The sequence below is a fragment of the Rhodococcus jostii NBRC 16295 genome, from assembly GCF_001894825.1.
GTDB classification, from domain to species: Bacteria; Actinomycetota; Actinomycetes; order Mycobacteriales; family Mycobacteriaceae; genus Rhodococcus_F; species Rhodococcus_F jostii.
In genome coordinates this window covers 41,153-67,393 of the sequence record NZ_BCWY01000028.1, presented here as the reverse complement: position 1 = coordinate 67,393, position 26,241 = coordinate 41,153, and the positions used below count along the sequence as shown (strand labels likewise).

Annotated in this window: 22 protein-coding genes and 1 pseudogene; 13 read left to right on the top strand and 10 right to left on the bottom strand. The window is 66.0% G+C overall.

The features are described 5' to 3' along the window. Position 1 precedes the first annotated feature (1 nt). The 5 genes from RJ1_RS19285 (at position 2) to RJ1_RS19265 (ending at position 7,752) form a co-directional block, all read left to right on the top strand. Entirely contained in the window at positions 2–2,326 is a 2,325-nt protein-coding gene (locus RJ1_RS19285) for a hydantoinase B/oxoprolinase family protein (protein ID WP_073362695.1), read from the top strand. A 43-nt stretch (positions 2,327–2,369) separates the two neighbouring features. Then, positions 2,370–4,067 carry a (2,3-dihydroxybenzoyl)adenylate synthase gene (locus RJ1_RS19280; RefSeq protein ID WP_073362693.1) on the top strand — a complete coding sequence of 566 codons (1,698 nt, stop codon included), beginning with the start codon at positions 2,370–2,372 and terminating at the stop codon, positions 4,065–4,067. A 161-nt stretch (positions 4,068–4,228) separates the two neighbouring features. Then, positions 4,229–5,812, top strand: a complete 1,584-nt coding sequence (locus RJ1_RS19275; RefSeq protein WP_073362690.1) for an FAD-dependent monooxygenase — start codon at positions 4,229–4,231, stop codon at positions 5,810–5,812. Positions 5,813–5,850: 38 nt separating this feature from the next. Continuing rightward, positions 5,851–6,636 carry a TetR/AcrR family transcriptional regulator gene (locus tag RJ1_RS19270; protein ID WP_174695000.1) on the top strand — a complete coding sequence of 262 codons (786 nt, stop codon included), beginning with the start codon at positions 5,851–5,853 and terminating at the stop codon, positions 6,634–6,636. Between the two features lie 84 nt (positions 6,637–6,720). Next, entirely contained in the window at positions 6,721–7,752 is a 1,032-nt protein-coding gene (locus RJ1_RS19265) for an aldo/keto reductase (RefSeq protein WP_073362800.1), read from the top strand. A gap of 164 nt (positions 7,753–7,916) precedes the next feature. Here RJ1_RS19265 and RJ1_RS19260 read toward each other — a convergent pair. Further along, positions 7,917–8,992, bottom strand: a pseudogene (locus tag RJ1_RS19260) (LLM class flavin-dependent oxidoreductase). Positions 8,993–9,361: 369 nt separating this feature from the next. Between RJ1_RS19260 and RJ1_RS19255 the strand changes: the two are divergent. Beyond that, on the top strand, positions 9,362–9,871 hold the full coding sequence (locus tag RJ1_RS19255; protein WP_073362686.1) for a GNAT family N-acetyltransferase: 510 nt from the start codon (positions 9,362–9,364) through the stop codon (positions 9,869–9,871). 30 nt (positions 9,872–9,901) lie between these two features. Here the strand turns inward: RJ1_RS19255 and RJ1_RS19250 are convergent, their stop codons facing one another. After that, positions 9,902–11,323 carry a PLP-dependent cysteine synthase family protein gene (locus RJ1_RS19250; RefSeq protein ID WP_073362683.1) on the bottom strand — a complete coding sequence of 474 codons (1,422 nt, stop codon included), beginning with the start codon at positions 11,321–11,323 and terminating at the stop codon, positions 9,902–9,904. A 207-nt stretch (positions 11,324–11,530) separates the two neighbouring features. Between RJ1_RS19250 and RJ1_RS19245 the strand changes: the two genes are divergently transcribed. After that, a complete protein-coding gene (locus tag RJ1_RS19245; protein WP_255284893.1) occupies positions 11,531–11,794 on the top strand; it encodes a WhiB family transcriptional regulator in 264 nt (87 codons plus the stop codon). A 269-nt stretch (positions 11,795–12,063) separates the two neighbouring features. On the opposite strand, the gene RJ1_RS19240 is transcribed toward RJ1_RS19245, so the two are convergent. The 5 genes from RJ1_RS19240 to RJ1_RS19220 all read right to left on the bottom strand — a co-directional run bounded on the left by RJ1_RS19240 (position 12,064) and on the right by RJ1_RS19220 (position 18,327). Continuing rightward, entirely contained in the window at positions 12,064–12,954 is an 891-nt protein-coding gene (locus RJ1_RS19240) for a universal stress protein (RefSeq protein ID WP_073362678.1), read from the bottom strand. Then, positions 12,951–14,774, bottom strand: a complete 1,824-nt coding sequence (locus RJ1_RS19235; protein ID WP_073362675.1) for an amino acid permease — start codon at positions 14,772–14,774, stop codon at positions 12,951–12,953. Before RJ1_RS19235 ends, RJ1_RS19240 begins: the two co-directional genes overlap by 4 nt. A 667-nt stretch (positions 14,775–15,441) precedes the next feature. Then, complete coding sequence (locus RJ1_RS19230) at positions 15,442–16,443, bottom strand: NADP-dependent oxidoreductase (protein WP_073362797.1); 1,002 nt, start codon at positions 16,441–16,443, stop codon at positions 15,442–15,444. Between the two features lie 45 nt (positions 16,444–16,488). Continuing rightward, positions 16,489–17,397: an SDR family oxidoreductase gene (locus RJ1_RS19225; protein WP_073362672.1), complete on the bottom strand. Its 909-nt coding sequence runs from the start codon at positions 17,395–17,397 to the stop codon at positions 16,489–16,491. A gap of 228 nt (positions 17,398–17,625) precedes the next feature. Then, entirely contained in the window at positions 17,626–18,327 is a 702-nt protein-coding gene (locus RJ1_RS19220; RefSeq protein ID WP_073362670.1) for a TetR/AcrR family transcriptional regulator, read from the bottom strand. 176 nt (positions 18,328–18,503) lie between these two features. Here RJ1_RS19220 and RJ1_RS19215 point away from each other — a divergent pair, with 176 nt between their 5' ends. The 4 genes from RJ1_RS19215 to RJ1_RS19200 are packed head-to-tail and all read left to right on the top strand — an operon-like array spanning position 18,504 to position 23,184. Then, on the top strand, positions 18,504–19,472 hold the full coding sequence (locus tag RJ1_RS19215; RefSeq protein WP_073362667.1) for an enoyl-CoA hydratase/isomerase family protein: 969 nt from the start codon (positions 18,504–18,506) through the stop codon (positions 19,470–19,472). 8 nt (positions 19,473–19,480) lie between these two features. Next, on the top strand, positions 19,481–20,428 hold the full coding sequence (locus RJ1_RS19210; protein ID WP_240320080.1) for an alpha/beta hydrolase: 948 nt from the start codon (positions 19,481–19,483) through the stop codon (positions 20,426–20,428). Between the two features lie 11 nt (positions 20,429–20,439). Continuing rightward, positions 20,440–21,909, top strand: coding sequence for a class I adenylate-forming enzyme family protein (locus tag RJ1_RS19205; protein ID WP_073362661.1), 1,470 nt, complete (start codon positions 20,440–20,442; stop codon positions 21,907–21,909). Between the two features lie 30 nt (positions 21,910–21,939). Beyond that, positions 21,940–23,184 (top strand): NADH:flavin oxidoreductase/NADH oxidase family protein, encoded by a 1,245-nt coding sequence (locus RJ1_RS19200; RefSeq protein ID WP_073362658.1) that lies wholly within the window; start codon positions 21,940–21,942, stop codon positions 23,182–23,184. Between the two features lie 558 nt (positions 23,185–23,742). On the opposite strand, the gene RJ1_RS19195 is transcribed toward RJ1_RS19200, so the two are convergent. Further along, entirely contained in the window at positions 23,743–24,150 is a 408-nt protein-coding gene (locus RJ1_RS19195) for a four-helix bundle copper-binding protein (protein WP_073362655.1), read from the bottom strand. A 136-nt stretch (positions 24,151–24,286) separates the two neighbouring features. Continuing rightward, a complete protein-coding gene (locus tag RJ1_RS19190; RefSeq protein ID WP_073362653.1) occupies positions 24,287–24,493 on the bottom strand; it encodes a hypothetical protein in 207 nt (68 codons plus the stop codon). Between the two features lie 65 nt (positions 24,494–24,558). Here RJ1_RS19190 and RJ1_RS46790 point away from each other — a divergent pair, with 65 nt between their 5' ends. Then, a complete protein-coding gene (locus RJ1_RS46790) occupies positions 24,559–24,732 on the top strand; it encodes a hypothetical protein (protein WP_162850415.1) in 174 nt (57 codons plus the stop codon). A 461-nt stretch (positions 24,733–25,193) separates the two neighbouring features. After that, positions 25,194–25,523, top strand: a complete 330-nt coding sequence (locus RJ1_RS19180) for a WhiB family transcriptional regulator (protein ID WP_073362794.1) — start codon at positions 25,194–25,196, stop codon at positions 25,521–25,523. 231 nt (positions 25,524–25,754) lie between these two features. Here the strand turns inward: RJ1_RS19180 and RJ1_RS45980 are convergent, their stop codons facing one another. Continuing rightward, positions 25,755–25,934 carry a hypothetical protein gene (locus RJ1_RS45980; protein ID WP_143049022.1) on the bottom strand — a complete coding sequence of 60 codons (180 nt, stop codon included), beginning with the start codon at positions 25,932–25,934 and terminating at the stop codon, positions 25,755–25,757. Positions 25,935–26,241: the final 307 nt, after the last annotated feature.

The following is a 26,241-nucleotide window of genomic DNA, read 5'->3' as shown; positions in this document are numbered from 1 at the left end:
GATGACCATGCAAATCCCCGGCTCCGAAATCTTCTCGAGCCGACCGATCGACCCTGACGCACTCTCGCGCTCGCTGCCGCCGTCCCTTCCCGTCCACACCGTGACGCAGGAGCAGATCGACGACCTCGACCCGCTGACCTACGAGGTCATCCGGCACCGGCTGTGGTCGGTCACCGACGAAATGGGCGAAGCGCTCAAGCGCATGTCCGGCTCCCCCATCGTCACCGACGCCAACGACTTCGACTTCGCGATCAGCGACGAAATCGGGCAGGAAGTGCAGGTCGGCCTCTACAACACCATGCTCGTCGGTGCCGTCGACCTCGCCATCTACTGGACCCTCCAGCACCGCGCGACGAACCCCGGAATCACCGCGGGCGACATGTTCCTGTGCAACGACCCCTGGGTCGGCGGCGGACTGCACCAGAGCGACGTGATCGTCTATCAACCAATCTTCCACGAGGGCAAGCTCTTCGCCTGGACCAGTGCCATCTGTCACGAACCCGATCTCGGCGGATCCGGGCTCGGCTCGTTCGACCCCTCCGCCCAGGACGTGTTCTCCGAATCGCTCCCGACGCCACCGATCAAGGTTGTGCGCGACTACGAACTACAACGCGACGTCTCCGATGCCTGGGTGCGGCGCTCGCGGGTGCCGATGCTCGTCGGACTCGATCTGCGCGCGAAGATCGGCGCCAACACCGTGGGCCGCAACCGACTTCTCGCCGTGATCGAGCAGTATGGTGCCGACACCGTCAAGGCCGTGATGAAGCGGATGATGGCCGACGCGGAGGGACGTCTGCGCGGCAAACTCACGTCGCTGCCCGACGGCACCTGGAAGGCCACCGGCTACCAGGATCAGTCACACACCGGCGACCGCGGAATCCACAAGATCGCCGTGGCCATGACCAAGACCGCCGATCACCTCACCTTCGACTTCACCGGCACCGATCCGCAGACCGGCGTGATCAACTGCACCTACGCGGGTATGCGCGGCGGAGTCATGCTCGCCCTCCTTCCGATCCTCGCCGGAGACATCCCCTGGTCTGCGGGCGGACTGATGCGCTGCTTCGACCTGGTTTCCGAAGAGGGCACGATCAACAACGCCACCTTCCCCGCAGCGGTCAGCCGCGGACCGATCGGGCCGGCCTGGCTCACCGGCACCCTGATTGCGGAATGCCTGTCGCAGATGCTCGACCGGTCGGTCGATCTCGGCAAGAGTGTGCAGGCCGCGTGCTGCGGCACGTGGGACACCGCCGTGATCGCCGGTCTCGACGAACGCCCCGAACAGTCGGTGCCGTTCCTCAACATCATGATGGAGCCGATGGCCGGCGGCTACGGGGCCCGCCCCACCGCCGACGGCATGGACACCGGTGGCCTCTTCTGCATCCCGATGGGCCGCATTCCGGACACCGAGATGACCGAATTCCTCTACCCGCTGCTCACCCTGTGGCGCCGCGAGGAACCCGACTCCGGCGGACCCGGTCGCCAGCGAGGTGGTGTCAGCGCCTCCATCGCCATCACCCCCTACGGCACCAGCCTGCCGATGGGTCTGGTATTGGCGTCGGCGGGCAAGGCCGTCGCCCAGAACAACGGCCTCGCAGGCGGATACCCCGGTAACACCGGCGTCGAAGTTCTCGCCCGCGGCACCGACATCGTCGAACAGTTCGCCGCCGGCCGCATACCCGATGCCCTGAACGATCTCGGCGGCGGCCGTGAACTCGGAGCGTGCTACGCGGAGAGCTACGTCGCGCCCGGTGAAGTGCTGTACATGCACTGGCAGGGCGGCGGCGGATACGGTGATCCGCTGCTGCGCGACCCGGCCGCCGTGGCAGCCGACTTCCGTGAAGGCAAGGTCACCGAATACGGTGCCGAGACCGTGTACGGAGTCGTCCTCGACGACGGAGACGCCGACGAGATCCGGACCTCGGAGCGGCGCGACGAGATGCGTACGACGCGCCGAGACCGCTCCGGGGGAAGTCCGTCCGATGCCCCCGTGCTCGACCTGACCGGCTCTCGCAGACTCGACGACAACCTGGCAGAGGTCACGATCGGCGACACCCGCGCGATCGCCTGCGCCCAATGCGGGCGCCTTCTCGGCGACGACAAGGGCACCGCCACGCTCGACCTGGCGCGGTTCGAGGGCCCGTCCTCGACAGCCGGGCCGCAGGTGACCTCCGATCCCCGCGAATACGTCGACACCCCCGTCGTATTCCGGCAACTCTGCTGCCCCGGCTGCTGGACCGCCGTCTACTCCGGAATCGTCCCCGCTGATCACCCCGATCACGCCCTCGACATCGCACGACTCCTCCCTGCGGTTGCGGAGCGATAATGTCGGTGAAACCCGTGATGACACAGGCATCAGGAGGGCAGCGGTGACCTACTCGGATTGGGGCGGACGCCTCGTCACTTTTCCCGAGGACCGGGCCCGGCACTACCGCGAAAGCGGAATGTGGAGCGACGATCCCACCGGGCGGCGACTGCACCAGATCGCGCACCGGTTCGCGGAGCGGACCGCAGTGATCAGCGCCGAAGGCTCGATGAGCTTCGCCGAACTGGATCGCCGGACCGACCAGATCGCGGCCGGCCTGATCCGACTCGGGCTCAACCGACTGGATCCGGTCATCTTCCAGCTGACCAATCGCCAGGAAACCGTCCTCGCCTGGTACGGCTGCATCAAGGCCGGCCTCGTCCCCGTCGCGACCCTCGCCGCGCATCGCATGCACGAGATCGGGCACGTCAGCCGGAAGGTCGGCGCCGTCGGGCACATCGTCGAGGTCCGCACCGCGGGGTTCGACCTCGTCGAGTTCGCGCGCGAACATGCGACCGGGCATCCCAGCATCCGGCACATCATCACCGTCGGCGACGAGTCGGGCAGAGACCAACCGGGCGTGACCCGACTGGAAGACCTGGGACTCGAGACCGATCCCGTCGCGGCGCGTTCCTTGGTCGAGCAGATCGAAGGGCAGACCGATCCACTCGACGTCGCCGCGTTCCAGCTTTCCGGCGGCACCACCGGTGTGCCCAAGGTCATTCCGCGCATCCACGCCGAATACTGGAACAACGCCCTGCTCTACGCACAGCGGCTCGGCTGGGACGAACACAGCCGCGTGGCGCACCTGATACCGATCATCCACAACGCCGGAATCTCGTGTGGGTTGCACGCGGCGCACTCCGTCGGCGCCTGTCTGGTCCTCGCCACTGCCGACGCTCCCGCCGCGTTCGAGTTGATGGCACGGACGGAAGCGACCGAAGTCCTCATCGGACACGGTCACTACCAGGCGGTTCTGACCCACGACTTCGACAAGGCCCGCACGTCTCTCCGACGCGTCGTGCTGTCGGGCGCCAAGGTTCCACCCGAACTTTTCGACCGCGTCGACGACGGTGCCGGGCACTGGGCAGGTCAGCTGTTCGGCATGTCCGAAGGGCTGCTCACGGTGACCCCTCTCGACTCCCCCGCACACGCCCGACTGACAACCGTGGGCACCCCGATCGCCTCCGACGACGAAATTTCTATCCTCGAACCAGGTGCCGAGAACGAACTCCGCGACGGCGGCGTCGGAGAACTGTGCTGCCGCGGGCCTTACACGATCCCCGGCTACTTCGACGCCCCGGAACACAACCAGAATGCCTTCACCTCCGACGGGTTCTACCGCACCGGTGACCTCGCCGCGATCACCGTCATCGACGGCAAGAGGTACCTGTCGATCGAGGGACGAATCAAGGACCTCATCAACCGAGGCGGGGAGAAGGTCAACGCCGAGGAACTCGAATTGCTCCTGCTCGAGCACCCCGGCATCGCCAACGCGGCGGTCGTCGCCATGCCCGATCCCCGACTCGGCGAGAAGGCCTGCGCGTACCTGGTGTCCGTCGACGGAGAACCACTGTTGCTGAAGGCCGTTCAGGAGCATCTGGCGCAGCTCGGTGTCGCGAAGTTCAAGTGGCCCGAACGGCTCGAATGGGTGCCGTCCTTGCCCCACACCAATGTGAACAAGATCGACAAGAAGCGGTTGCGTGCCGAGATCGCAGCGAAACTGCTCGCCGAAGCCGACGCACACGGCGTGGTCGCGTAGGACCGGGCGTCGTCCGGTTCCGTTGACGATCAACACCTTCGGGGCATGTCCGTATGGGCATGCCCCGAAGGCCACACCGGGATTCGACGACGCATCACATTGACTCTTCGACATGCACGTAGAATAATCGACTGATACGTCACACAGACTGGAGTTTTACCATGAACCTCGAGCGAGTCGCAGTTCTCGGAGGTGGACCTGGCGGCCTCTACGCCGCAAGACTGCTCAAACTCAGCCATCCGGATGCCGAAGTGGCGGTATACGAACAGAGCGCCCCGGACAAGACATTCGGATTCGGCGTCGGACTCGCCTCCCGCACCCAGCGCAATCTTCGCGAGGCCGACCCGGCATCGCTCGAGGCCATCGTCGCCGCCGCCCATCCGCACGACATGTCGATGCAGGTCGGCGAGCACATCGCCCGGCTGGCGAACGGTGATCTCCTCGCGATCGCGCGCACTTCCCTGCTCGACGTACTGCAGCAACAAGCCCGACATGCCGGCGTCCGGCTGCATTTCGGCGAACGCCGGGACCCCGCAGACCTCGACGCGGACCTGATCATTGCGGCCGACGGGATCAACAGCGGCACACGCGCACAGCTCGCAGACCGGTTCGACCCACATATCAGCACCGGCGCCGGCCTGTACCTCTGGTGCGGAACGGATTTCGCTCTGCCGAGTGCAATTTTCATCCCGGTCACCACCGAGCACGGCACGTTCGTCGCACACGCTTACCCTTACGCGGCAGACCGCAGCACCTTCCTCATCGAAACCGACGAGCACACGTGGCGGCGGGCAGGGTTCGACGTATCCACCGAGCACACAGCGCCGCTCGACAGCGACGAAACCGCCCTGCAGTACCTGCAGGAGGCCTTCGCCGAGACCTTGCAACAGCATCGGCTGATCGGGAACCGCACCCGCTGGATGCGCTTCCGAACCATCTCGTGTGGGCGCTGGCACAGTGGCAACGTCGTCCTGCTCGGCGACGCCGCCCACACCGCGCACTACTCCATCGGCTCGGGCACCAAACTCGCCATGGAGGACGCCATCGCACTCGACCACGCACTCATCACGGCCCCGAATATCGAGGAAGCGCTCGCGCAATACGAACGGGCTCGCCGCCCCGCCGTCGAACACCTCCAGCAGATCGCGCACCGCAGCGAACTCTGGTGGGAATCCTTCCCACAGCGGATGGACCTCCCGATCGAACAGCTGATGATCGCCTACATGACCCGCGCCGGAAAGGTCAGCCTCAGCCGATTCCACGACACCGCGCCCACACTCGTCCGGGAAGGCCTGGCGAGCTACGCGGACCTACCCTCGGATGCGATCCCTGACGCAGACATCACGGACTGGACCATCGCGCAACCACTCGACCACGGTGATTTCCGATTCGAGCACCGGATCGCGCCCACGTACCTCCGTGACGCCGAAACCACCACGGTGCTCGACATCGACTTCGATTCCGCCTGGGGTCCGGAGGCCACCGCACTCATCGAGACCGCACCAACCTCGCGGACCCTCTGGCTCACCGGCCCATCCACCCGCTCATCGCTGCTCAGCCGACTCGATTTCGCCGAACGGCTACGGCACCACACAGATGCGGTCCTCGTCGTCGAGGCCCCCGCGTCCTGTCGCGCCGACGTCGCCGCAGGGTTGGCCAGCGTACGCATGCACCTGACGTTCTTCAATGATCCGGCATCGTCGGAGCCTGATCGAGCGCTGTCCGGATCACGGGTCTCGGCATGAGTACGCGACCAGCGGCGCGCGCCCGTTATCCTTCGGACATGACAAGCGAGGAGGCCGCGAACGGGCGCCGACCCAGAGGCCGGGGCAAAACCCGTTCCACCGAGCAGGCTGCACCCGAGAGCGCGGCCGGCCGTAGCAACCCTCGCCGTGAGCTGGTGGAAAAGCAGATCATGGAGCAAGCCACCCGGCTGTTTGCCGAACGAGGATTCGCGAGCACCACGCTGCAGGACATCGCCGACGCAACCGGCCTGACGCGGCCCGCCCTCTATCACTACGTGGCCAACAAGGACGAGCTCCTCTCCCGCCTGGTCAGCGAAAGCACCGAGACGCCCGCCGCCCTGCTACACACCATCAACGAGCGCACCGACCTGGGTCCGACCGAGAAACTCCGCGAGATGGCGACCGCCATCGCGCTGCACCAGGCGCAAGCTCCAGATCGATTCCGGCTGATCATCCGCTCCGAAGCGGAGCTACCCGACGACATCTCGCGCAATTATCAGCAGAGCCGCCGACACGTGCTCAAGGAATTCATTCACGTCATCGAAGACGGAATCCGCACCGGCGAGATGCGCCCGGTCGATCCGCGAACCGCAGCACTGGGCGTCATCGGCATGCTCAATTGGATCGCCTGGTGGCATCAGCCCGGAAACGCGGACGACGATCGCGCCATCGCCACTCAACTCGCAGACATGGCAGTACGCTCGGTGGCCCAGCAGGACCCACAGTCCGCAACCCCGGAGGGTCCCGCACGAGCGATCGCGATGATCCGTCAGGACCTGAACTACCTCGAACGGCTGCTCGACGAATCCTCACCACCCGACTGATCTGAGCGTCGCCTTGAGTCATTCCTATTGATCTGCACGATCCGAACCGTTCCTATTCCCTCGTCGTTCGACGACAGTGTCCGCATGACCGAAATCCCCTTCGAAGTCACCTACGCCGCTGCCGACGACCGCTACGAGAAGGTCCCGTACCACCGCACCGGAAACTCCGGTCTTGACCTGCCTGCCTTCTCGTTCGGCCTGTGGCAGAAGTTCGGTGCCGACTACGCCTTCGCGACGCAGCGGGACATCATTCTCCACGCGTTCGACCTGGGGATCACCCACTTCGACAACGCCGACCGGTACGGCCCACCGCACCGCGCAGCCCAGAAGAACTTCGGCACGGTACTCGCCAAGGACCTCGCGCCCTACCGGGACGAGCTCATCCTGTCGACCAAGGCAGGCAACCCGATCGGTCCGAGCCCGTACCTCAGGGGCGGCTCGCGCAAGTCGATCCTCACCTCGCTCGACCACAGTCTGCGCGACCTCGGCACCGACTACGTCGACATCTTCTATCACCACAGTCCGGACCTCAGCACGCCGCTGGAGGAGTCCGTCGGTGCACTGGTCAGCGCGGTCGAGCAAGGCAAGGCGCTGTACGTCGGCATCTCCAACTACTTACCCGACCGCACCCATGAAGCCGCCGAACTGCTGCGCCAGGCCGGCGTCCCGTTGCTCATCCACCAGTCGCGCTACTCGATCTACGACCGCCGCCCCGAACAGAACGGCCTGCTGGACACCGCCCGCCAGGACGGATTCGGGCTGATCGTGTATTCGCCGTTGGCGCAGGGTCTGCTGACCGACAAGTACCTGCAGACGATTCCCGAGCACGCGCGAGCGCAGAACAGCACCTTCCTGACGCCGGACGTGATCGACGAGACGTACCGGCAGCGCACTGCCGAGCTCAACAAGATCGCCGAGGCCCGGGGCCAGTCACTCGCACAGCTCGCGCTGCAGTGGGTACTGCGACGGCCGGAGGTCACGTCGGCGCTGATCGGTGCGAGTTCTACCGATCAACTCGACCACAACATTGCGGCCCTGACCTTCCCGGCGCTCACCGACGAAGAACTCGCGCTCATCGAGGAACACGGTGTGCACGGGACCGGACTCAGGCTCTGACCGAGGACGAGATTACGGCGGGCTTCGTCCGCCGGGGCTCGTTATGCGACAGAGCGACCAGCCGATGACAGCCAGATACCCGCCCGCGCCTGCAACGCGGGCGGGTAACTGTCACTGAGCAGCACAAAGCTGTTGCGGGGAAGCGTAAGTAGCGCTCCCCCGGCTCATTCGCGCAGTAACGGCAGGAGCTGGTTGCCCTGACGCTCGATTTCCGGCAGATACGGGGTGTCGGAGAGTACGAAGTGGGTGATGCCGAGATCTTCGTACTTGCGCAGTGACTTCGCGACGTCCTCGGGGGAGCCGACGAGCCAGGTGGTGCCGGCGCCGCCGCCACCGACCTTCCCGGGTGCGGTGTACAGGTTGTCGTCGAGCACGTCGCCACGGGTGGCGAGGTCGAGGAGTCGCTGCTGTCCTACGGCGGTCTGGCGATACGGGTTCCGCGGAAGCGCCCCCTTGTTTTTCGCCATATCGTTCTTCGCCATCTCCGCGACCTTCGCCTCTGCCTCGGCCCAGGCCTGCTCGGTCGTGTCCCGCACGAAGGTGGTGATCCGCAGGCCGAACTCCAGCGGCGCGTGCTCTCGGCCGAGCTTCTCGCTCAGTGACCGCAACCGCTCGATCCGTTCCTCCACACCCGCGAGCGGCTCACCCCAGAAGAGCTGCACGTCTGCCTCGGTCGCCGCCACCCGCTCGGCCGCTTCGGATGCGCCGCCGAAGTAGAGCTTCGGGTGCAGCCGGTCTCCGCGCGGCACGATCCGGGGCAGCACCGTGGAATCGGTGACCTGGAAGTGCTCACCTCGGTAGGTGACGTTCTCCTCCACAGCTTGCGGACGAGGTGGAGAAATTCCTTGGTGCGGGCGTACCGGTGAGCCTGGTCGCTCTCGTGATCGCCGTACGCGCCGAGATTGTCCTTCCCGGAGACGATGTTGACCCGGACCCGGCCGCCGGTCAGATGATCGAGGGTGGCGACAGCGGACGCGACATTCGCCGGCCGCCAGTAGCCGGGCCGGATCGCGATGAGCGGCTCGAAGGTCGCCGTCCTCGCAGCAAGGGCGGCGGCGACGGTGAGTGTGTCCGGGCGTCCCCAGCCGGTGCCGATCAACGCACCCTTCCAACCGTGCTCCTCGAGGGCCTTCGCCTGGGCGGTCAGGGTCTCCAGGCTGTTGTGGTCGGCCGCGACGGGCTCGCCGCGGTGCCCCGGTGCGACCTGATTGGGGATGTACCAGAGGAATTCGAGACTCATCGGGGGACTATTCCTGTTCGGTGGTCGTGATCAGCGGCGAGCTGGGCGAGCTGCGCTCGGCGAACGTCGGTGATGACTCGCTGACGTGACCAGCATCCGGACGTCGAGAAGGTTAACGTCATTTTCCACCATCGGTCGTTCACTACCTGCGTCATCCACGACGAGAAACAGGTTCTGACCTGGCATGAATCGACGCGATCGGACATTAATTCGTCCAGATCGGAAGAGCCCTGTGCAACTTCACGTTCACGCCTGGTGGAGCTGAGATCGGTGGGTGGTATTGGCGTCACGCTGATTTCAACTCTCGAAGTCAGGATGACGATGGTGAAGCATCGGCCACACTGGCGGCTTCATCCACGGAGAAGGTACATGCCCTCTGAACTTGCGCTCTCGACTCTTCAGGTAAGCGAAGTGTCGTGGTTCGATCCCGACGCGGAGGAATTGCGAGCAGCCATGGCCGCTGAAGTCGGGCCGCGATACTCCGACCGAGTGTCGACTGCAGACCGCGCCGCCACCAATGCGGTTGACCCGCAGTCCGTTTTCCTCACGGTGGTGGTGTACGCGGCTGACGAAGGCACCGACAAGCGGGAAGCGGTCGGTCACGCTGCACTGCGGTGGAACGGCGAGGACCTGGAGTTGAAACGGATGTTCGTCACAGCTGAGCACCGTGGCACCGGCGTGTCGACAGCTCTGCTGCGCGCCGTCGAGGATGCCGCCAGGAGGGCGGCACGACCTCGCCTGATTCTCCAGACCGGCGACCGGCAACCAGATGCGGTCAGGTTGTACGAGAAGAGTGGCTACTCACGGATTCCGATCTTCTCGCCGTACGAGATCCTGCCCTTCTCGAATTGCTTCGAGAAGGTATTCGATCAGGGGTGACGACTGCCGGCTGCAGCACGGACGAGGACCTCACGACGGGCTGCCGTGTCCGGATGCGCGGACGGTGGCGGCGTCGACGAGTGCAACCACCCGCCCGGATTCGGCTACGACGACCGGGCCACGGTAGCCCCCGATTCGCCGCACCGCTTCCGACAGTGGTTCGGTCACACCGACCACGGGTAACGGCTCGTCTAGGTGCGAGTCGACGGGGTCGCCGTCGCGCACGCCCGCCAGGGCGGAAGCACTGACGGACCCCAGGATTTCCGCGACGATCGTCGGCCCGGCCGTCTGACGGGCGAGGACGACGGGCAGCGCCGGGCCGTCCGCGAGCACCTCGCGCGCCTCGGCCACGGTGGCGGTGGACGGCACTGCCCTGGGCGCGATTTCCCTGCCCTGCCGCGCGTCACCCACCACAGGTCCGGTCGCTGTGCGGTAGAGAGGGAAACCCAGTCGCCCCAGCCACTCGTCGTCGAAGTACTTCGACAGGTACGCCCGGCCCGAGTCCGGAACGACCACGACCACGACGTCGTCCGGTCCGAGGGTCCGCGCGACCCGCAGGGCGGCGGCGACCGCTGTACCGGCGGAGCCTCCGACGAGTAGGCCTTCCTCCCGGGCGAGCCGGTGTAGCACCTCGATCGCCTCGACGTCCGGGATCCTCTCGAGCCGATCGACGACGTCCGGACGATAGGAGTCCGGCCATTCGTCCTGTTCGGTCTGCGGGTGCAGGAAATGGCCGACGGATTCGATGTACCAGGCCCGGCCGTCTCCGCCGCCGTACACGGAGGTATCGGGATCCGCTCCGATAATCTGCACTTCCCCGCCTGAGACTTGCGTCAGGAACTCCCCCGTCCCCGTGATGGTCCCACCGGTCCCTACACCCGCGACGAAATGAGTGATTCGGCCCTGGGTCTGACGCCAGATCTCCGGTCCGGTCGTGGTGCGGTGCGCACCCGGATTGGCCGGGTTGTCGTATTGGCCGGCGAGCCAGCCGCCGGGGATTTCTGCCGCAAGACGAGTGGCGACGTTGCGCACGAACTCGGGATGGTGGCTGGGCCGACCGCCCGGGGTCACGTGCACCTGCGCCCCGTGCGCCCGGAGCAACGCGATCTTCTCGGCGCTTGTCTTGTCAGGTACCACGACCACCGAACGGTATCCCCGAGCGGCGGCCACCAATGTCAGCCCGACCCCGGTATTGCCCGAGGTGCCTTCCACGACGGTGCCGCCGGGCAGGAGCTCCCCGGACTCCTCCGCGGCGTCGATCATGGCCAGGGCGGCGCGATCCTTCACGCTTCCGCCGGGGTTGAGGAACTCGAGCTTGGCATACACCGCCGCGGAGATGCCCCCGGTCACCCGGTTCAGCCGAACGAGGGGTGTGTTGCCGATGGCTTCGGTGATCGAGTCGTACACGCCGAGGCTCGCGGCGTCGACTGTCGGAGAATCGAGGATGGTCATACGTCTGCCTCTCGAGGCCGCCCGAGTGTCACTCGGTCAGCATCGCAAGAGCAGCGGACGGACAACAGGGTTCTCGTCACGCCGATCCGATCTTCGCCGGCTCATCCGAAATCCCGAAGATCGGAATTCTTCTCGGCCATGTGCGAATGCGCTGTACTACAGGACGACCCGAGAGAGAAGGGGGTAGTCGATCCGATGTCGACACCGGTGACAACACTGCAACGCCACGACACCGAGTTGTGGCAGTGGCGATTGTCTGCGCGCTGCCATGGAGAGGACGCGGAGATCTTCTTCCCCGCGGACGCCGAACGCAGGAATGCTCGCTCCGAGCGGGAAGATCTCGCCAAGGAGTTCTGCCGCGCCTGCCCCGTGTTGAGGGAATGCCTCGCGTATGCACTCGACACCGGCCAACAGCACGGCGTCTGGGGTGCCACGACACCGGGCGAACGGCTCGCACGCCGCGGCCGGTGAGCCTCGACGGGTCTGTGCAGGTCACGCACTCTGCGCGTGTCCATGGTTGGAACAGTCATCGAATTATATTCTCAGCGAGTTGATTTGGTGCGCATAGCCGAGCGTCCAGGTACGTTCATATCGCCGTAGTCCTGGGAGAGGCTACGGCGACAACGGTGTTCGAGACGAGGGGCGAGAACACCGAGGTGGTGGATGACCCCGTCGACGTCGCCTCCTCGAGGCGGATCGGCGGGGTCTCCCCGTTCGCCCGCCGATCGCACCTTTTCTGCCTACGCCGCCAATGCGTGCCTGGGAACGATCATCACGGGCACGGGAGCGTGACGTAGTATCTTCGAGGCGGCCGAGCCGAGGAATACGTGGGCCGCGGGTCCGGCCGCGCCCGACCCCAGCGCCAGCATGTCGCCGGCTTCCCAGGAGACGGCCTCCACCGCCTCACGCCAGTCGTGGCCGCTGCCCACCACGACATCCACGTCGGGAACCGGAATTCGGGCGCGAACTGCATTGAGCTGCTTGATGATATCTTCGCGCGTCCGGCGTGCCCACTGCTGGACGACGAGATCCTCCGTCGATCGCTCGATCGCGCCGCCGAACATCGTCATCGGCCGCACCGTGAACGACACGATCCGCAACTGCACCGGCCACTGTCTGGCCAGTTCGGCGGTGGCAGCAACGAGACCGTTCACGTCGGCCTCGCCTCCGTACGCGACGGTGATCCGGCAGATCGACTCGGGCACCGGCGGGTAGCCGCGCGGAGCGATCGCGACGGGCACCGCCGCGGTATGGACCAGCCGTTCGGTGACGCTGCCCAGCGTCACCCTGCCCAGCAACCCGGACGACGACGACCCGACAACGACGAGGCGCGCGCCGTGGGTGGTCACGAGTTCAATCAAACCTGTTGGAATGGAATCGGATTGGTGGACGACGCTGGGAATATCCAGACCCCCGGGCAGCTGGCCGACCACCCCGTCCAGTGCGCGCGAAGCCTGCTCGGTGACGTAGCCCAGGTATTCGCGCTCGAGGGGGTCGTTTTTCGCAGGCCACGGCCGTTCCACGATCGCCGCGGCCACTACCTTGTCACCGGTCCAGCGTGATATCTGCACCGCCAGGTTGAGGGGCGCGGTCCCCTGACGGCTCGAGCTGAATCCGGCGATGATCGTCATCGGGGGGATCCCTCTGCGGCGACCGGGGTGACGACGACGTGCGTCACCGGCACACTGTGCTCGGCGCGTGCACGGTCCACGACGTCGAAGCGGTGCCACACCGACTCTTCCGGTGGCAGTGTCGAGATGACGATCTGATCCGGACGGAACGAGTCGACGGCGGCGGCTAGGGCCCGCAGCGGGCGGTAGTCACCCAACTCACCGTCGGCTTCGAGGTTCTCCGCGCGAAGTGTCGCCAGCGTGTCGTCCAACCGCTGTTGTGCGACCTCTCGGGTCGCTTCCGCGACGTCGAGTGGACCGTGGGTGGCGGCAGTTCCGGTCTCGATCGGACTGGCCGGCACGACCACGAAGTAGGTGGCATCCCGATCCGCGTCGATGCGACGAAGCTCGTCGAGCATTTCCTTGGACTGGACGGTCTGGTTCGCCAGCACCAGCACTCGGTGCGGACGTGTCGTCGCCGCGACCCCTTCCACGACAGGCCGCCTGCCCACGAACCACTTGTTGGCGAGGAACAGCACGATGACGACGGCCCACGACAACAGGCTCAGCACCAGTTGCGACCGCACATCATCCTGCAGATACATCTGCACCAGGATCGCCACGATCGCGGCCGCGGTGATGATCGACAACACCGGGAACAGCCACATCTTGACCCGTAGCTCCGAGTCCGGGGTGCGGTACCGCAGCACGATCTGGGAGACGGCGATGAGCAGGTAGACGAACAGGATGACCGCACCGCTGGAGTTCAGCAGGAAGACGAAAACGGTGTCCGGTGAGACTGCCGCGGCGATGACGCACAGAAAGCCGACGACCGAGGACGCGAGTATCGCGGTAGCAGGCACCCCTCGACGGGTCACCCTGACCAGCTGCGCAGGCGCCTCCCGGCGCGCAGCGAGGACGAACAGCATGCGGGAGGCGGTGTACATGCCCGAGTTGAGACAGCTCAACACGGCGGTCAACACCACGGCGTTCATGATGTGGTCGGCGTACGGGATCCCCATTTCGGTGAACGCGGCGACGAAGGGGGACGCTGCCGCATCCTCGTCGTTCCACGGCAGGATCGTCGCCAGCAGGAACGTGGAGCCGACGAAGAACACGGCGATCCGCACGATCACCGAGTTCGCGGCCTTGGTCACCGCCCGCTCCGGATCCGCCGATTCCGCGGCGGCGATCGTCGCGATTTCGGCGCCGACCATGGAGAAGATCACCGTGACCACACCGACCGTGATGGCCATGGCGCCGAACGGCAGGAACCCGTCATGGCTCCACAGGTTCGAGAAATCGAGCGATTTGTTCGGCCACACCCCGAGAACGAACAGTGTGCCCAGCCCGATGAACACCACGATCGCTGCCACCTTGATCCCGGCGAACCAGAATTCGAACTCGCCGAACGACGACACCGAGAACAGATTCGTTGCCGTCATCAGAATCATCAGAACCAACGCCGACAACCACAGTGGGATGTCGATCCAGTACTGGATGATCGTCGCGCCGGCGATCGCCTCGAAGCCGACGACGATCACCCAGAAGTACCAGTACAACCAGCCGACGGAGAAGCCGGCCCAGTTGCCCAACGCGGCGCGGGCATAGTCGGCGAACGATCCGGTCGACGGATTGGCCACCGCCATCTCGGCCAGCATCCGCATAACCATGATGATCAGGACCCCGGCAAGCGCATAGGTGATGAAGGCCCCCGGCCCGGTGTCGCCGATGACGACGCCCGACCCGACGAACAACCCTGCGCCGATCACCCCGCCGATGGCAATCATCGTCAGCTGCCGCTGGCTCAGCGCCTTCTTCAATGTGGGTGTTGCACTCATGGCATCCCTCCGATACTCGACGCACCGGCTGCTCGCTCTCTTGGCGAGACCGGCTGTCGAATTCCGTGGATGTACTCGGCTGGGCGCGCGACCAGAGGGGATGAGCCGCAGGGCTGGATCTCAATCGTAGGCCGCAACGCCCCTCCCGCGGGCGAGATTTTCAGCAGGATCCGGGCTCTATATCGGCCGCCTCCGCGGGCGAGTGTCGTCCCATCGCGCAAGGGGGCGAAGACCGCGGGTACCACCGGCTGGCAGGCCGGGACCGCCACGTGCGTGCTGGGCATCTATCGCCAGACGCTTTCCAGCAGCGCCGGAAGATCGAAGAGGTGACCGGCGTGAACGGGGTTTGCACTTCGGGCGAATGTGCTAGGGGCCGATCCGGTCCACCGCGTGAAGACTCGGCGGAAGGTCGGGGGTCGGAGAAGCCTAGCCGGATGGCCAACACCGCGATCGGTTCGCCTCGGTGCAGCGCCTCGACCGCTCGCGCAGCAGGTGTTCATCGCGCAACTGACGGAGAGATATTCCGTCCCGACGAACGAGCGCCGCAGGTGCGGCCCGCGACCTCTGGGTGGCACCGACGGCGACATCAGAGGGTGACCTCGGTCCTCGACGACGTTTGACGAAACGATGGCGGAAGCTGACCCATTCCGGCTGACGCGGGGTGTTTTCATCCGATCTTGACGACGACCTTTCCCTTTGCGCGCCCCTGCTCGACGTAAGCCAATGCTGCCTTGGTCGATTCGAACGGGAAGACCTTATCGACGACCGGGCGTATCGCACCGGCGTCGATGATGGACGCGAGCTGGCGTAGTTGTTCTCCACTCGATTTCATGAACAGGAAGGAATAGGTCACCTTGCGCCGTTTCGCTGCCCTCCGGATTCGGAAGCTCAGCAGCCGCATCACCTGTTGCACGAGCCAGTTCAATCCGGCTTCCTTCGCGAAGCCAGGATCGGGCGGACCGGCGATGGAAATGACCTTCCCACCAGGTTTGAGAACGCGGAGTGACCTTTCGAGCGTCTCACCGCCGAGGGTGTCGAGAACGAGATCGTAGTCCTGCAGAATCTCCGCGAAATCGTCCTTCTTGTAGTCGATCACGATATCGGCACCCAGGCGCCCTACCCACTCGGCGTTCGCCGTGCTCGTCGTCGTGGCCACCGTCGCACCGAGATGCTTGGCCAGTTGAATCGCGAACGTGCCGACACCGCCGGAGCCGGAATGGATCAGAACCTTCTGTCCCGCTTGCAGGTTCGACTTCTCCGTCAGCGCCTGCCATCCGGTCAATCCGACCAACGGGACCGAGGCCGCCTCCTCCATGGTGAGTTCGCGTGGCATGAGCGCCACGTCCTCCTCGTTCACGGCAATGAATTCCGCGAACGCGCCGATTCGGTCTTGGTGAGGTCGCGCATAGATCTCGTCGCCGGGCTGGAATCGTCGCACCGCGGGTCCGACACGGACGACGACACCGGCCAGGTCATTGCCCAGGACGATCGGTAGCCGGTACGGCAGAATGGGTTTGAGCTTCCCCTCTCGAATCTTCAGATCCAAGGGATTCACGCTCGCGGCGCGGATTTGAACCAGGACGTCATCATCTCGCACCGGCGGGGTGGGTACTTCGCCAGCCCGCACACCGTCATTGCTCCCGTAACGATCGAGTACGACAGCCTTCATCATGTTTCCTATCTCTATACTTCGTGCGGACCACAGTGGCTTGCTCTAGATGCGCGCCGGGCTGTGCTGATCATTGTCGGTGGGATGCGGCAACTCCGGAACGAGCTGGTTGTTGCGACCCAAGGCGGCGACTTCGGTCTCGAGGGACGGAACTGTCGCGGCGGAGAACCGCCGTGTCCACGGCCAGATCAGTGGTGAATTCAGTAGTGCTTTGGCCCAGTTGGCGACGACGACGGCCCGCGGCACGTAGACCCGGCTTCGCCGAAACGCGAGTCCGTCCACGATGGCCGAGGCCGCCCGGTCGACACTGGTCGTGACGTTGCCCGGATACGGCAGGCGTGTGCGCATCGCCTGAAAGGAGGGAATATCGATCTCGGCGCCTCGGACCAGGTCGGTGTCGATCCAGGACGGATGGACAAGACCGACCGTGATCCCGAGATGGGCCACCTCCGCCCGATAGGCCAGTGCGAGCGACTCGACACCCGCCTTGCTCGCGCCATAGGAGGCCAGACCGCCTATCGAGGTGAAAGATAGCGCGGATGCCACGATCAGCACGTGGCCCCGGCTGCGGTGCAGGTGGGGTGTCGCATGTTTGAGGGTGCGGAAGACCCCGTTCAGGTTGATGTCCACGACACGCTCGAAGGACGCCTCGTCCGCGTGTCGCACTGTTCCGTACGCGGCCACCCCCGCATTGGCGACGACCATGTCGACGCCGTTCATCGTGCCGGCGCACTCGTCTATCGCGGATTGCAGCGTCGCGCTGTCGCGCACGTCTGCCTCGCGCCAGTGCGCCGACGAACCGAGCTCCTCGGCGAGGGCGCGCAGTCTGTCGGGTTCGAGTCCGATCAGGGCGACACGAGCCCCCTGGGCCGCGGCGAGGCGAGCCACCTTCTCGCCGATGCCGCGCGCGGCCCCGGTAACGATTACTTTGCGGCCCACCAGATCACGTTTCATCCTGCGACTATAACTTCGTTATAGGACAGATGCAATGCCCTGTCACCAACAATCCGATCGCGCGCACACTGACGCCGCGGGGGTAAAACATCACCCATCGGCGGAATGAGCTCGCCACTAGGTCCCGGACTCGACCGAGGACCTCGCGTATCGGTGCGCGACCAGAGCGCAGCCCGCACATCTGCGCTCGTGCCGAGGACTGCCCGTCCGGGGCCTCGCAGTCTCGACTCAGGCGTCTGCGGAAGTGCCGCTCGCCGGCTGCGCCGACTCGTACAGTCGCGCAGCCTTCTCGTGTGAGGCCTGCGCGAGTTCGCGCGTGTCCCCCAGTCCGACAGAGAAATTCACACCCATCGGCAGCAGCACCTGCATCACGGCGTCGTCGAACTCGACGAAGTGCTCGCCCAGCTCCAGGGTGATGTAGCCGTGCACGAAACTCCACAACTGCGCGGCCACGACCTCGGGGTCCTGCGCCCCGACCCGGCCGGAACTCACCAGACGGGCGCACGCATCGGTGACGCGAGCGTGGGCGGCCCGGAAGGCCGGCGAATGTCCGCTCAACCGCTCATCCGACTCGAGTGGGCGATACGTCGCGCGCGTGGACAATCCGAACATCAGGTCGTACAGATGGGGGTTCTCTCGGGCGATCCGCCGGCACGTCAACGCCATCGTGAACAGGTCCGCGATCGGATCGTCCGTCGCCCCCACCTGTGAGAACGCGATGCCGAGCTCGGTGAAACCATGGTCGACGACCGCGCGGACAAGCTCGGGGATGCCGCCGAAGTGGTGGTAGACCACCATCGTCGACAATCCCGCCGCGGACGCCACCGTCCGCGCCTTGATCGCGGACGGTCCCTGCTCGGCCAGCAGGCCCACCGTGGCTCGAATCAGCCGCTCCGGCACACCCTCGGGCGCCGGCGACGTGTCTCCCATATCTCCACCTGACTGCACGTGCGCCCGTCGGAGGCGCAAGTTGCCCAAGTGACGGTTGCCACCTGCGCATAACATGGTTATAGTACTTCATAACGAAGTTACAGTGCCGTTCGAACGCCCACGCGGCACTCGCCGCACGTACTTCCCATCCCCCACCTCACGGAAGTGAAAATCTCATGACACACGGAGACAAGGGCCACCTCGAGGTCGAGGACCGCGGAGACGTGCTGATCGTGCGGGTCGACGGCGGCCAGCACAGCCTGTTCGGCCTCGACATCGCCAACCAGCTCGAGGAGTTGGTGGATCGGGTCGACCGCGACCCCGGCGTCCGCGCAGTCGTGTTCACCGGCACGCGTGCCGGCCGGTTCGTCAGCCACGCCGATGTGCGGTGGCTGCAGGAAGAGGGTGCTGCGGTGCCGCCGCTGGGCCGGCGCGGCGCCTCCGCGATCGCGCGGGTAGCCAGAGGCGCGGATCGAGCCCGTCTTCTCGAGCCCGTGGTACGCCGGACCCCGCTCTGGGGGGCCGTCCAGCTCGACCGCCTGCACGCGACGTTCCTGAAGATGAACGCGAGCGGCATCATCTTCGTTGCCGCCCTGAATGGTTCGGCACTCGGCCTCGGTGCGGAATTCGCCTGGGCATGCGATCTGCGGGTCATGGCGGACGGGGACTTCTTCATCGGTCAGCCGGAAGTACTCCTCGGAATCAATCCCGGCGGCGGCGGTACCCAGCGACTGACCCGGCTGATCGGCACCCACCGATCCCTGGTCGCGATCCTCGAAGGCAAGCCGTTCACCCCCGCGCAGGCTCTCGCCAACGGTGCCGTCGACGAGGTCGTCGCGCCGGGCGAACTGATCACGCGGGCCGCCGAACTCGGCGGATACCTGGGCTCCCGGCCGAGAGAGGCGATCGCGGCCGTCAAGAGGTCGGTGTACTTCGGCGGCTCGATGTCGCTGGCAGAGGGGTTGCACGTTGAGCGCACCGAGTTCCTCGGCACCGACCAGTCCGAGGATGGGCAGCAACTGATGCTCGACTATCTCGAGACCACCGACGCCACCGGTGAACTGCCCCTCTACAACCCGGACATCTACAAGCAAGCTCTCGAATCCGGGCGCGTGCCCGGACTCCGCTCGACGAACGGACGGTGAGACCAGCCATGGCCACCAAGAAGCCCTACACCCGTCACGACGTCCTCTTCTCCTCGGGCGACAGCTCCTGCGCCGCGTGGCTCTACCTCCCCACCGGTGTCACCTCCCCGCCGGTCGTCATCCTCGGACACGGCCTCGGCGCCACCCGCGACATGCGCCTGGACGCCTTCGCCGAACACTTCGCCAAGGCCGGCATCGCCGCCTTCGCGTTCACCTACCGGCACTTCGGCGACAGCGGCGGCCACCCCCGCCAGCTGCTGTCGATCAAGAAGCAGCTCGCCGACTGGGATGCCGCCATCGCCTGGGTGAAGGCTCGCCGCGGTCTCGACGGCACCCGCATCGCCGTCTGGGGCAGCTCCTTCGGCGGCGGCCACGCCATCACCGTCGCCTCCCGGCACCCGGAACTGCGGGCCGCGGTAGCCCAGTGCCCGTTCACCGACGGGCTGGCCTCCGCCCTCGCGCTCGGCCCGGCGGCCACGCTGAAGGCGGCTCCCGTGATTGCCCGGGATCTGGCGGCCAAAGCCCGCCGCAACGCACCGGTTACGATTCCCCTCGCCGGCGCACCCGGGTCGCTCGCGCTGATGAACGCCCCGGACGCGCTGCCCGGCTACCGGGCGATCGCGCCCGCCGGGACAACGTTCCGGAACGAGGTGGCGGCACGGGTCATTCCCAGTCTCGTCACCTACCGACCCGGCCGAGCGGCGAAAAACATCGCCTTCCCGATCCTCTTCTGCATCAGCAACACCGACACCGTCACCCCACCCGCCCAGACCCTCCGATACGCCCGCACCGCACCGCAGGGCGAGATCAAGACCTACGACGCCGGCCACTTCGACTTCTACCTCGGCGCACCCTTCGAGGAACTGGTCCACGACCAGATCGACTTCCTCACCCGCCACCTCGACCCCGCACCCACAACACCCACTCCCGGCCGAATCGCATCGAACCGAAGGTGAGTACACCCACCATGAATTTCGCTTCGCTCCCCGACCGCCGCGCCGATCTCGACCCGCACGGACCCGCGGTCTCCGACGCCACCGGGTCGCTCACCAATGCTCAGCTACTGGGCCGGGTCCGCGCGGCAGCCCGTCACCTCCAGGACCTCGGAATCGGCCCCGCAGATGTCGTGGCCCTGAAACTGCCAAACCGGGCCGATTTCGTGGTGCTGTTGTTCGCGACTTGGCGGCTCGGCGCCACCATTACTCCAGTAAATCCGACCCTGACCGACGTCGAGGTCGCTCGTCAGCTCGCCGACTCCGCCGCACGCCTGCTCGTCGTCGAGGACGGCACGACCCCGGTGGGTGGCGTCGCCACACTCGCCGTCGGCGAGCTGTACGACACGCCGGTGGCGGCGGATCCCACACCACGTGCGGACTCGTCCGCGCTCGCCCTGCTGATCTACACCAGCGGCACCACCGGAGTGCCGAAGGGCGTGATGCTCGACCACGCCAACATCGACGCCATGGCACAGATGGGTGTCCAGGCGTTGCAGCTGGGGCCGGCCGACCGGTGCCTGCTGATCCTGCCGCTCTTCCACGTCAACGGCATCGTCGTCAGCGTCCTCACCCCGCTCCTCGCCGGCGCGAGCGTCACCATCGCAGGCCGGTTCGATCCCCGAACCTTCTTCGACCTCGTCGAATCCGCGCGTCCGACCTACTTCAGCGCGGTGCCGACGATCTACAACCTTCTGGCGGCGCTCCCCGACGACGTCCGACCCGACACGTCGTCCCTGCGGTTCGGTATCTGCGGCGCCGCACCCGCCCCGGCTGAGTTGCTGAACCGGTTCGAGGCCCGGTACGGGTTCCCCCTCCTCGAGGGCTACGGGCTGTCCGAAGGAACTTGCGCCTCCACCCTCAACCCGGTGTCGGGACATCGGCCCCCCGGAACGGTGGGAATTGCCATGCCGGGTCAGGAGATTCGTATCGTAGACGAGCACGGCACCGAGATGGGCACCGGGGTGGACGGTGAGGTCATCGTCCGTGGCCCCAATGTCATGCGCGGCTACCTCGGCCGCCCGGAGGAAGCCGCTCGCACCGTGGTCGACGGCTGGCTGCACACCGGCGACGTCGGCCACCTCGATGCGGAGGGCTACCTGACACTGGTCGGACGATCGAAAGACATGATCATCCGTGGCGGTGAGAACATCTACCCCAAGGAGATCGAGGACGTGCTGGCAGGCGACCCGTCCGTCCTCGAGGCCGCCGTGATCGGCATCCCCGACGACAAATGGGGCGAGGTCGTCGTCGCCTACGTCCAACCACGACCCGGCACGAGGGTCGATACCGCCGCGCTCACAGCGCACTGCGCGCACCAACTCAGTCACTACAAGCGGCCCACCACCATCGTCGTTGTTGACGCCATCGCCAAAAACGCCGTCGGCAAGATCGACAAGACCATGCTGCGGGCCGCCCACACCACCGCCGCTACGGCGTCGTGACCATCGAACCCTGCGAAAGGAAAGCTCTCTATGAATTCCCTGCACGACCCGCTGACACTGCCCTGCGGCCAGGTACTCCCCAATCGGATCATGAAGGCCGCGCTGAGCGAAGCCCTCGGCGACGCGCGGAACTCTCCCGACGGCCGCCTCGAGCGGCTCTACACCACCTGGGGCCGCGGTGGCTACGGTCTGCTCATCACCGGAAACGTCATGGTCGACCGCACCCAGCTCGGCGAGCCGGGCAACATCGTCATCGAGGACGAACGCGACCTCGACGCACTGGCCCGCTGGGCCAAGACGACCGAGGACGCCGGCGTCCCGATCTGGGTGCAACTCAACCACCCCGGACGCCAGTCGAACCCGCTCGCGCTCGGGCACACCCCCGTCGCCCCCAGTCAGGTCCCCCTCAACATCCCCGGCGCCGCCACACCCCGTGAGCTGACCCCCGGCGAGATCGAGGACATCATCGAACGCTTCGCGACCGCCGCGACAGTCTGTGAGACAGCCGGATTCGACGGCGTGCAGATCCACGGCGCGCACGGCTACCTCGTCGCACAGTTCCTCTCACCGTTGGCGAACCGGCGCGACGACGACTGGGGCGGTGACCCCCAACGCCGGATGCGCTTCGTCCTCGAGGTCGTGCGCCGCATCCGCGCGCGGGTATCGCCGGGCTTCGCAGTCGGCATCAAACTCAACTCCGCCGACTTCCAAAGAGGAGGATTCACCGAGGGCGAGTCGCGCGGTGTGATCGCGGCACTGGCCCAGGAAGGCCTCGACCTGATCGAGGTCAGCGGTGGAAGCTATGAGTCACCTGCCATGATGGGCAGTGCCGCCGCAAGCACGCGCGCCCGCGAGGCCTACTTCCTCGAGTACGCCCGCACGGTCCGCGGCCTGGCAGGAACCGTCCCGCTGGCCGTGACCGGGGGATTCCGATCCCGCACGGCGATGGACGAGGCGATCCACGCCGGCGAATGCGACGTCGTCGGCATCGGCCGACCCACCGCGACCACCACCGACGCCGCCGACGTCATCCTCGCCCGGCGCGCCGACACCCTGACCACCCACCAATTGCGATCCGGGATGCGCAGCGTCCTGGGCAAGTTGGTCGACATCACAGCGCTCGACGGGGTCCTCGACCTCGGCTGGCACACCGACCAGCTGCACCGTGTGGGCGCCGGGCTGGAACCCGATCCGAATCGGGGTCGCCTCGCCACCACGGTCGCACTGCTGCGCCGCAATGGCCGGGGATCCTTCCGCCGCAAGCGCGGCGGCTAGTCGCTCCTTCTCCGAGGTCATGAATCTTCGCGCGGCCGATCGAGTGGGAGGACTCCTGCTCATCGCGGCGTGCGACGATCGGATCATGAGCGCCGAGACGAGCCGCGAACCCTGGAGATCAGAGAGAATGATTCCGGCACCGACACTGCCGGTGAGATGTCGGCCTGCTCCAGATAGCGCCACGTCCATGCGATCCGTACCCGTCTGAGACCCGACCGATAGGCGAACGCTGACCAGCGCGTCCCGATAGCAGCCCTGTGACGGAAAGCTCCTGACCTGCCGCTTTGTCCCGTACCCATCGACATGCCGGGTGCGGCAAAGCGGCGTTCCAACCCATTCGCGGACGTCTGCGAATGGGTTGACCAGTAGAACGCCGTGTCCTCGACATACTTTCCGGAACGCCCACCCTCGGGGGTACAGGGTGGGACATCTCGGGTGTCCGTCGCCAAGGCTTCCGTCGGCTCAACTGGTCAGGTACCCGGCTGACGCACCAGTCGTATCGTGACGTCGATGGGGAGACGACGTTGAGTGCACGGTCCGGGGCACGACGCGTGGACGCTATGCGTGAAGCGCTCGAAGGACTTGTCTGCACATGTCGGCGCAGCGGCGAGTCGCTTCCGCGCACATCCGGCAGTGCACATGGTGGTCGGCGTGTTGGCTGCACAACTCGTGGCTGCGTTCGCAGGCGAGTAGGCAGGCTTCGACCTGGGCCGTGATCAGGGTGTGGTCGGGGCCGCTGCCGCGGGTCAGGACGCGGCGGGTGACACCGAGGAGGTCGGCGCAGTCCAGGTCGCAGCTGATCGAGGGGGCCAGTTGCCGCGCGTCTTGCGCGCCGATCATGCCCATCGCGCAGGCGGCGACGATTTCCTCGCATTCCTGCAAAGTGTCCACGGCGCCGGCGAGCACTTCGCTGCTCAGCCCAGACTTGGCGGTCATGGTGTCGAACAGTTCTCGGGTGAGAGTCATAGCCCCTCCTCATCGAGGTGGTTGCGGTTCTTCTTCGACGCTAGTCCCGTTCGGGCGCCGCGCGCGTCCCCACCTCGGGATTCTTGCCACCGCCCCCGCGCGTCGTCGTGGCCGGCCTCCTCCACCCCGCCCGATCTCACATGCTGTCGAAGATGAGGTGTTCGGGGACACCCGCCGACTCTGCCGCGGTGACAGCGTCGAGGAGGTCGTCGGTGAGTTGTTGGAAGGTCGCGGATCGGACCCGCTCCCTGGGCCGGTCTCTCAGGTCGGTGTTCATGAAACTGTGCAGCATGGCGCAGGTGTCGCGCACCTGCTCCAGGGCCCGGCGCTGATCCTGGTTCATCGGCCGTTGGGTCGGTGCCCCACGCTCGACATCGGCCTCTCGCGCCGAGCCGGGGGCGGGCAAGCGTGACCGACGGCCCGCAGCAGATCGCGCCGGAGGCGCTCATAAGTGGCCAACCACCGGTCGTCGACAGGTTCGTCGCGAAGATAAGCGTTGAGGGCCGCACCGTTACCACCTGTATCCAACCATCGGCGCAGATCGGTCGTGCGGTCCTGCACATGCTGCAACAACACGTGTGACGAAACGGGCATCGGGTCTCCTATGTCTCGAGTTTCCCTACAGCGATAATGGTTCGACATACGTTGCACCTCAAGCTCTTTCGGTGGCCATTGTGAAGTACGTGGGAGCCGAGTGGGGCATTTCCGGGAATGTTTCCGCCGGCCCACATCCGCGGGCGCGTACCAAGGCAGTGATGGACAGGCGCCCAGCAGTCGGAGGCCGCGGAATGCAGGCCGACCGATCCCACACCCGCACACAGCTGGACACCCGACCGAGTGGCGTCGGAGTCGGGTGATCAGGTATACCTCTAAACAGGGTGTCCGGTTTGTTATCTGACACGAGGCGTAACCGGAAAGAAGTACACGAACGACATCAATATCAGTTTTCCCAGCGTGCGGATCTGTTCACAGTTCCACCGTTCGGGACGGAAGGAACCGCAGTGCCCCCGCACGACCCTTATCGACCGACACCGGCCGACGAGATCTTCACCAGCCCCGGAAGTTGGGAGGGTCGCGCCGCGTGCCGCGGCATCGAATCGTCGGTCTTCTTCTCCCCCGACGGAGAACGCGGCCACGCCCGGGCCCGGCGCGAATCGGGCGCCCGACAGATCTGTCAGGACTGCCCCGTCCTCGCCCAGTGCCGGGACCACGCTCTGAGCAACGACGAGCCCTATGGAATCTGGGGTGGTATGACCGAAGCCGACCGCCGACGGCACACCCGCAGACTCCGTCGCGGCGAGGCCCCACCACACACGCCTGTGCACTCGAGCCCCAGCGCCGATCCCCGGCACGCCACCTCCGCCTCCCGCTAGCTGCCGGAAAATTCGATGGACAACGAAAGGTCGCCACTCCCCCTGGATACGCAGTGCGGTTGCACCCCGCATCCACCCGAGCCGGAATCTCTCGGATATGAGGTGTGAGTGGCGACCTGTTTCGTCGCAGCGAGAATGTACCTCGCGCCTACGACATGAAGCCTCGTCTCAGGGTTTGGCCGACCAGTAACAAGGACCAACGAGGCGCAACGACCACTCGATGTCGGTCCCCTACTGGACGTAGAAGATACCCCTTGCCCCGACGTACTCGACCAGGTTCCCCATCGCGGAGGCGACCACGACCCCGGCACCGGTGAAGCCGATCCCCGGCGCGTCCCCGGTCACGCGAACGACACCCGATGCGCCAGTGGACAGGTTGGTCCACCCAACCCACAGCACGATAGATTCCATGAGAGTTGGGTCGTGAAAAGTCACTACGCCCGGCGCCTCTCCGGTAACCGCAAACGGGGCGTCGACGCAGGCCGGAAAGCATAAACCGAACGTCCCCGACGCCCACACGCGGGGTATCTGAAACGGCGTCACCCCCGGCGCTGCGACCGCTTCCCCGGAACTCCAGACAAGAGGAGTCGCAACCAGTCCTGCGACCAGCAGGGCCTTGCACACGGACCATCGGAGACTGCGCATCTGCTCGAGCCTTTCGTCGGTGACATGACAACTCAGCACCGTCCCCGACCCCAGCACCTCTCAAATAAAAGCC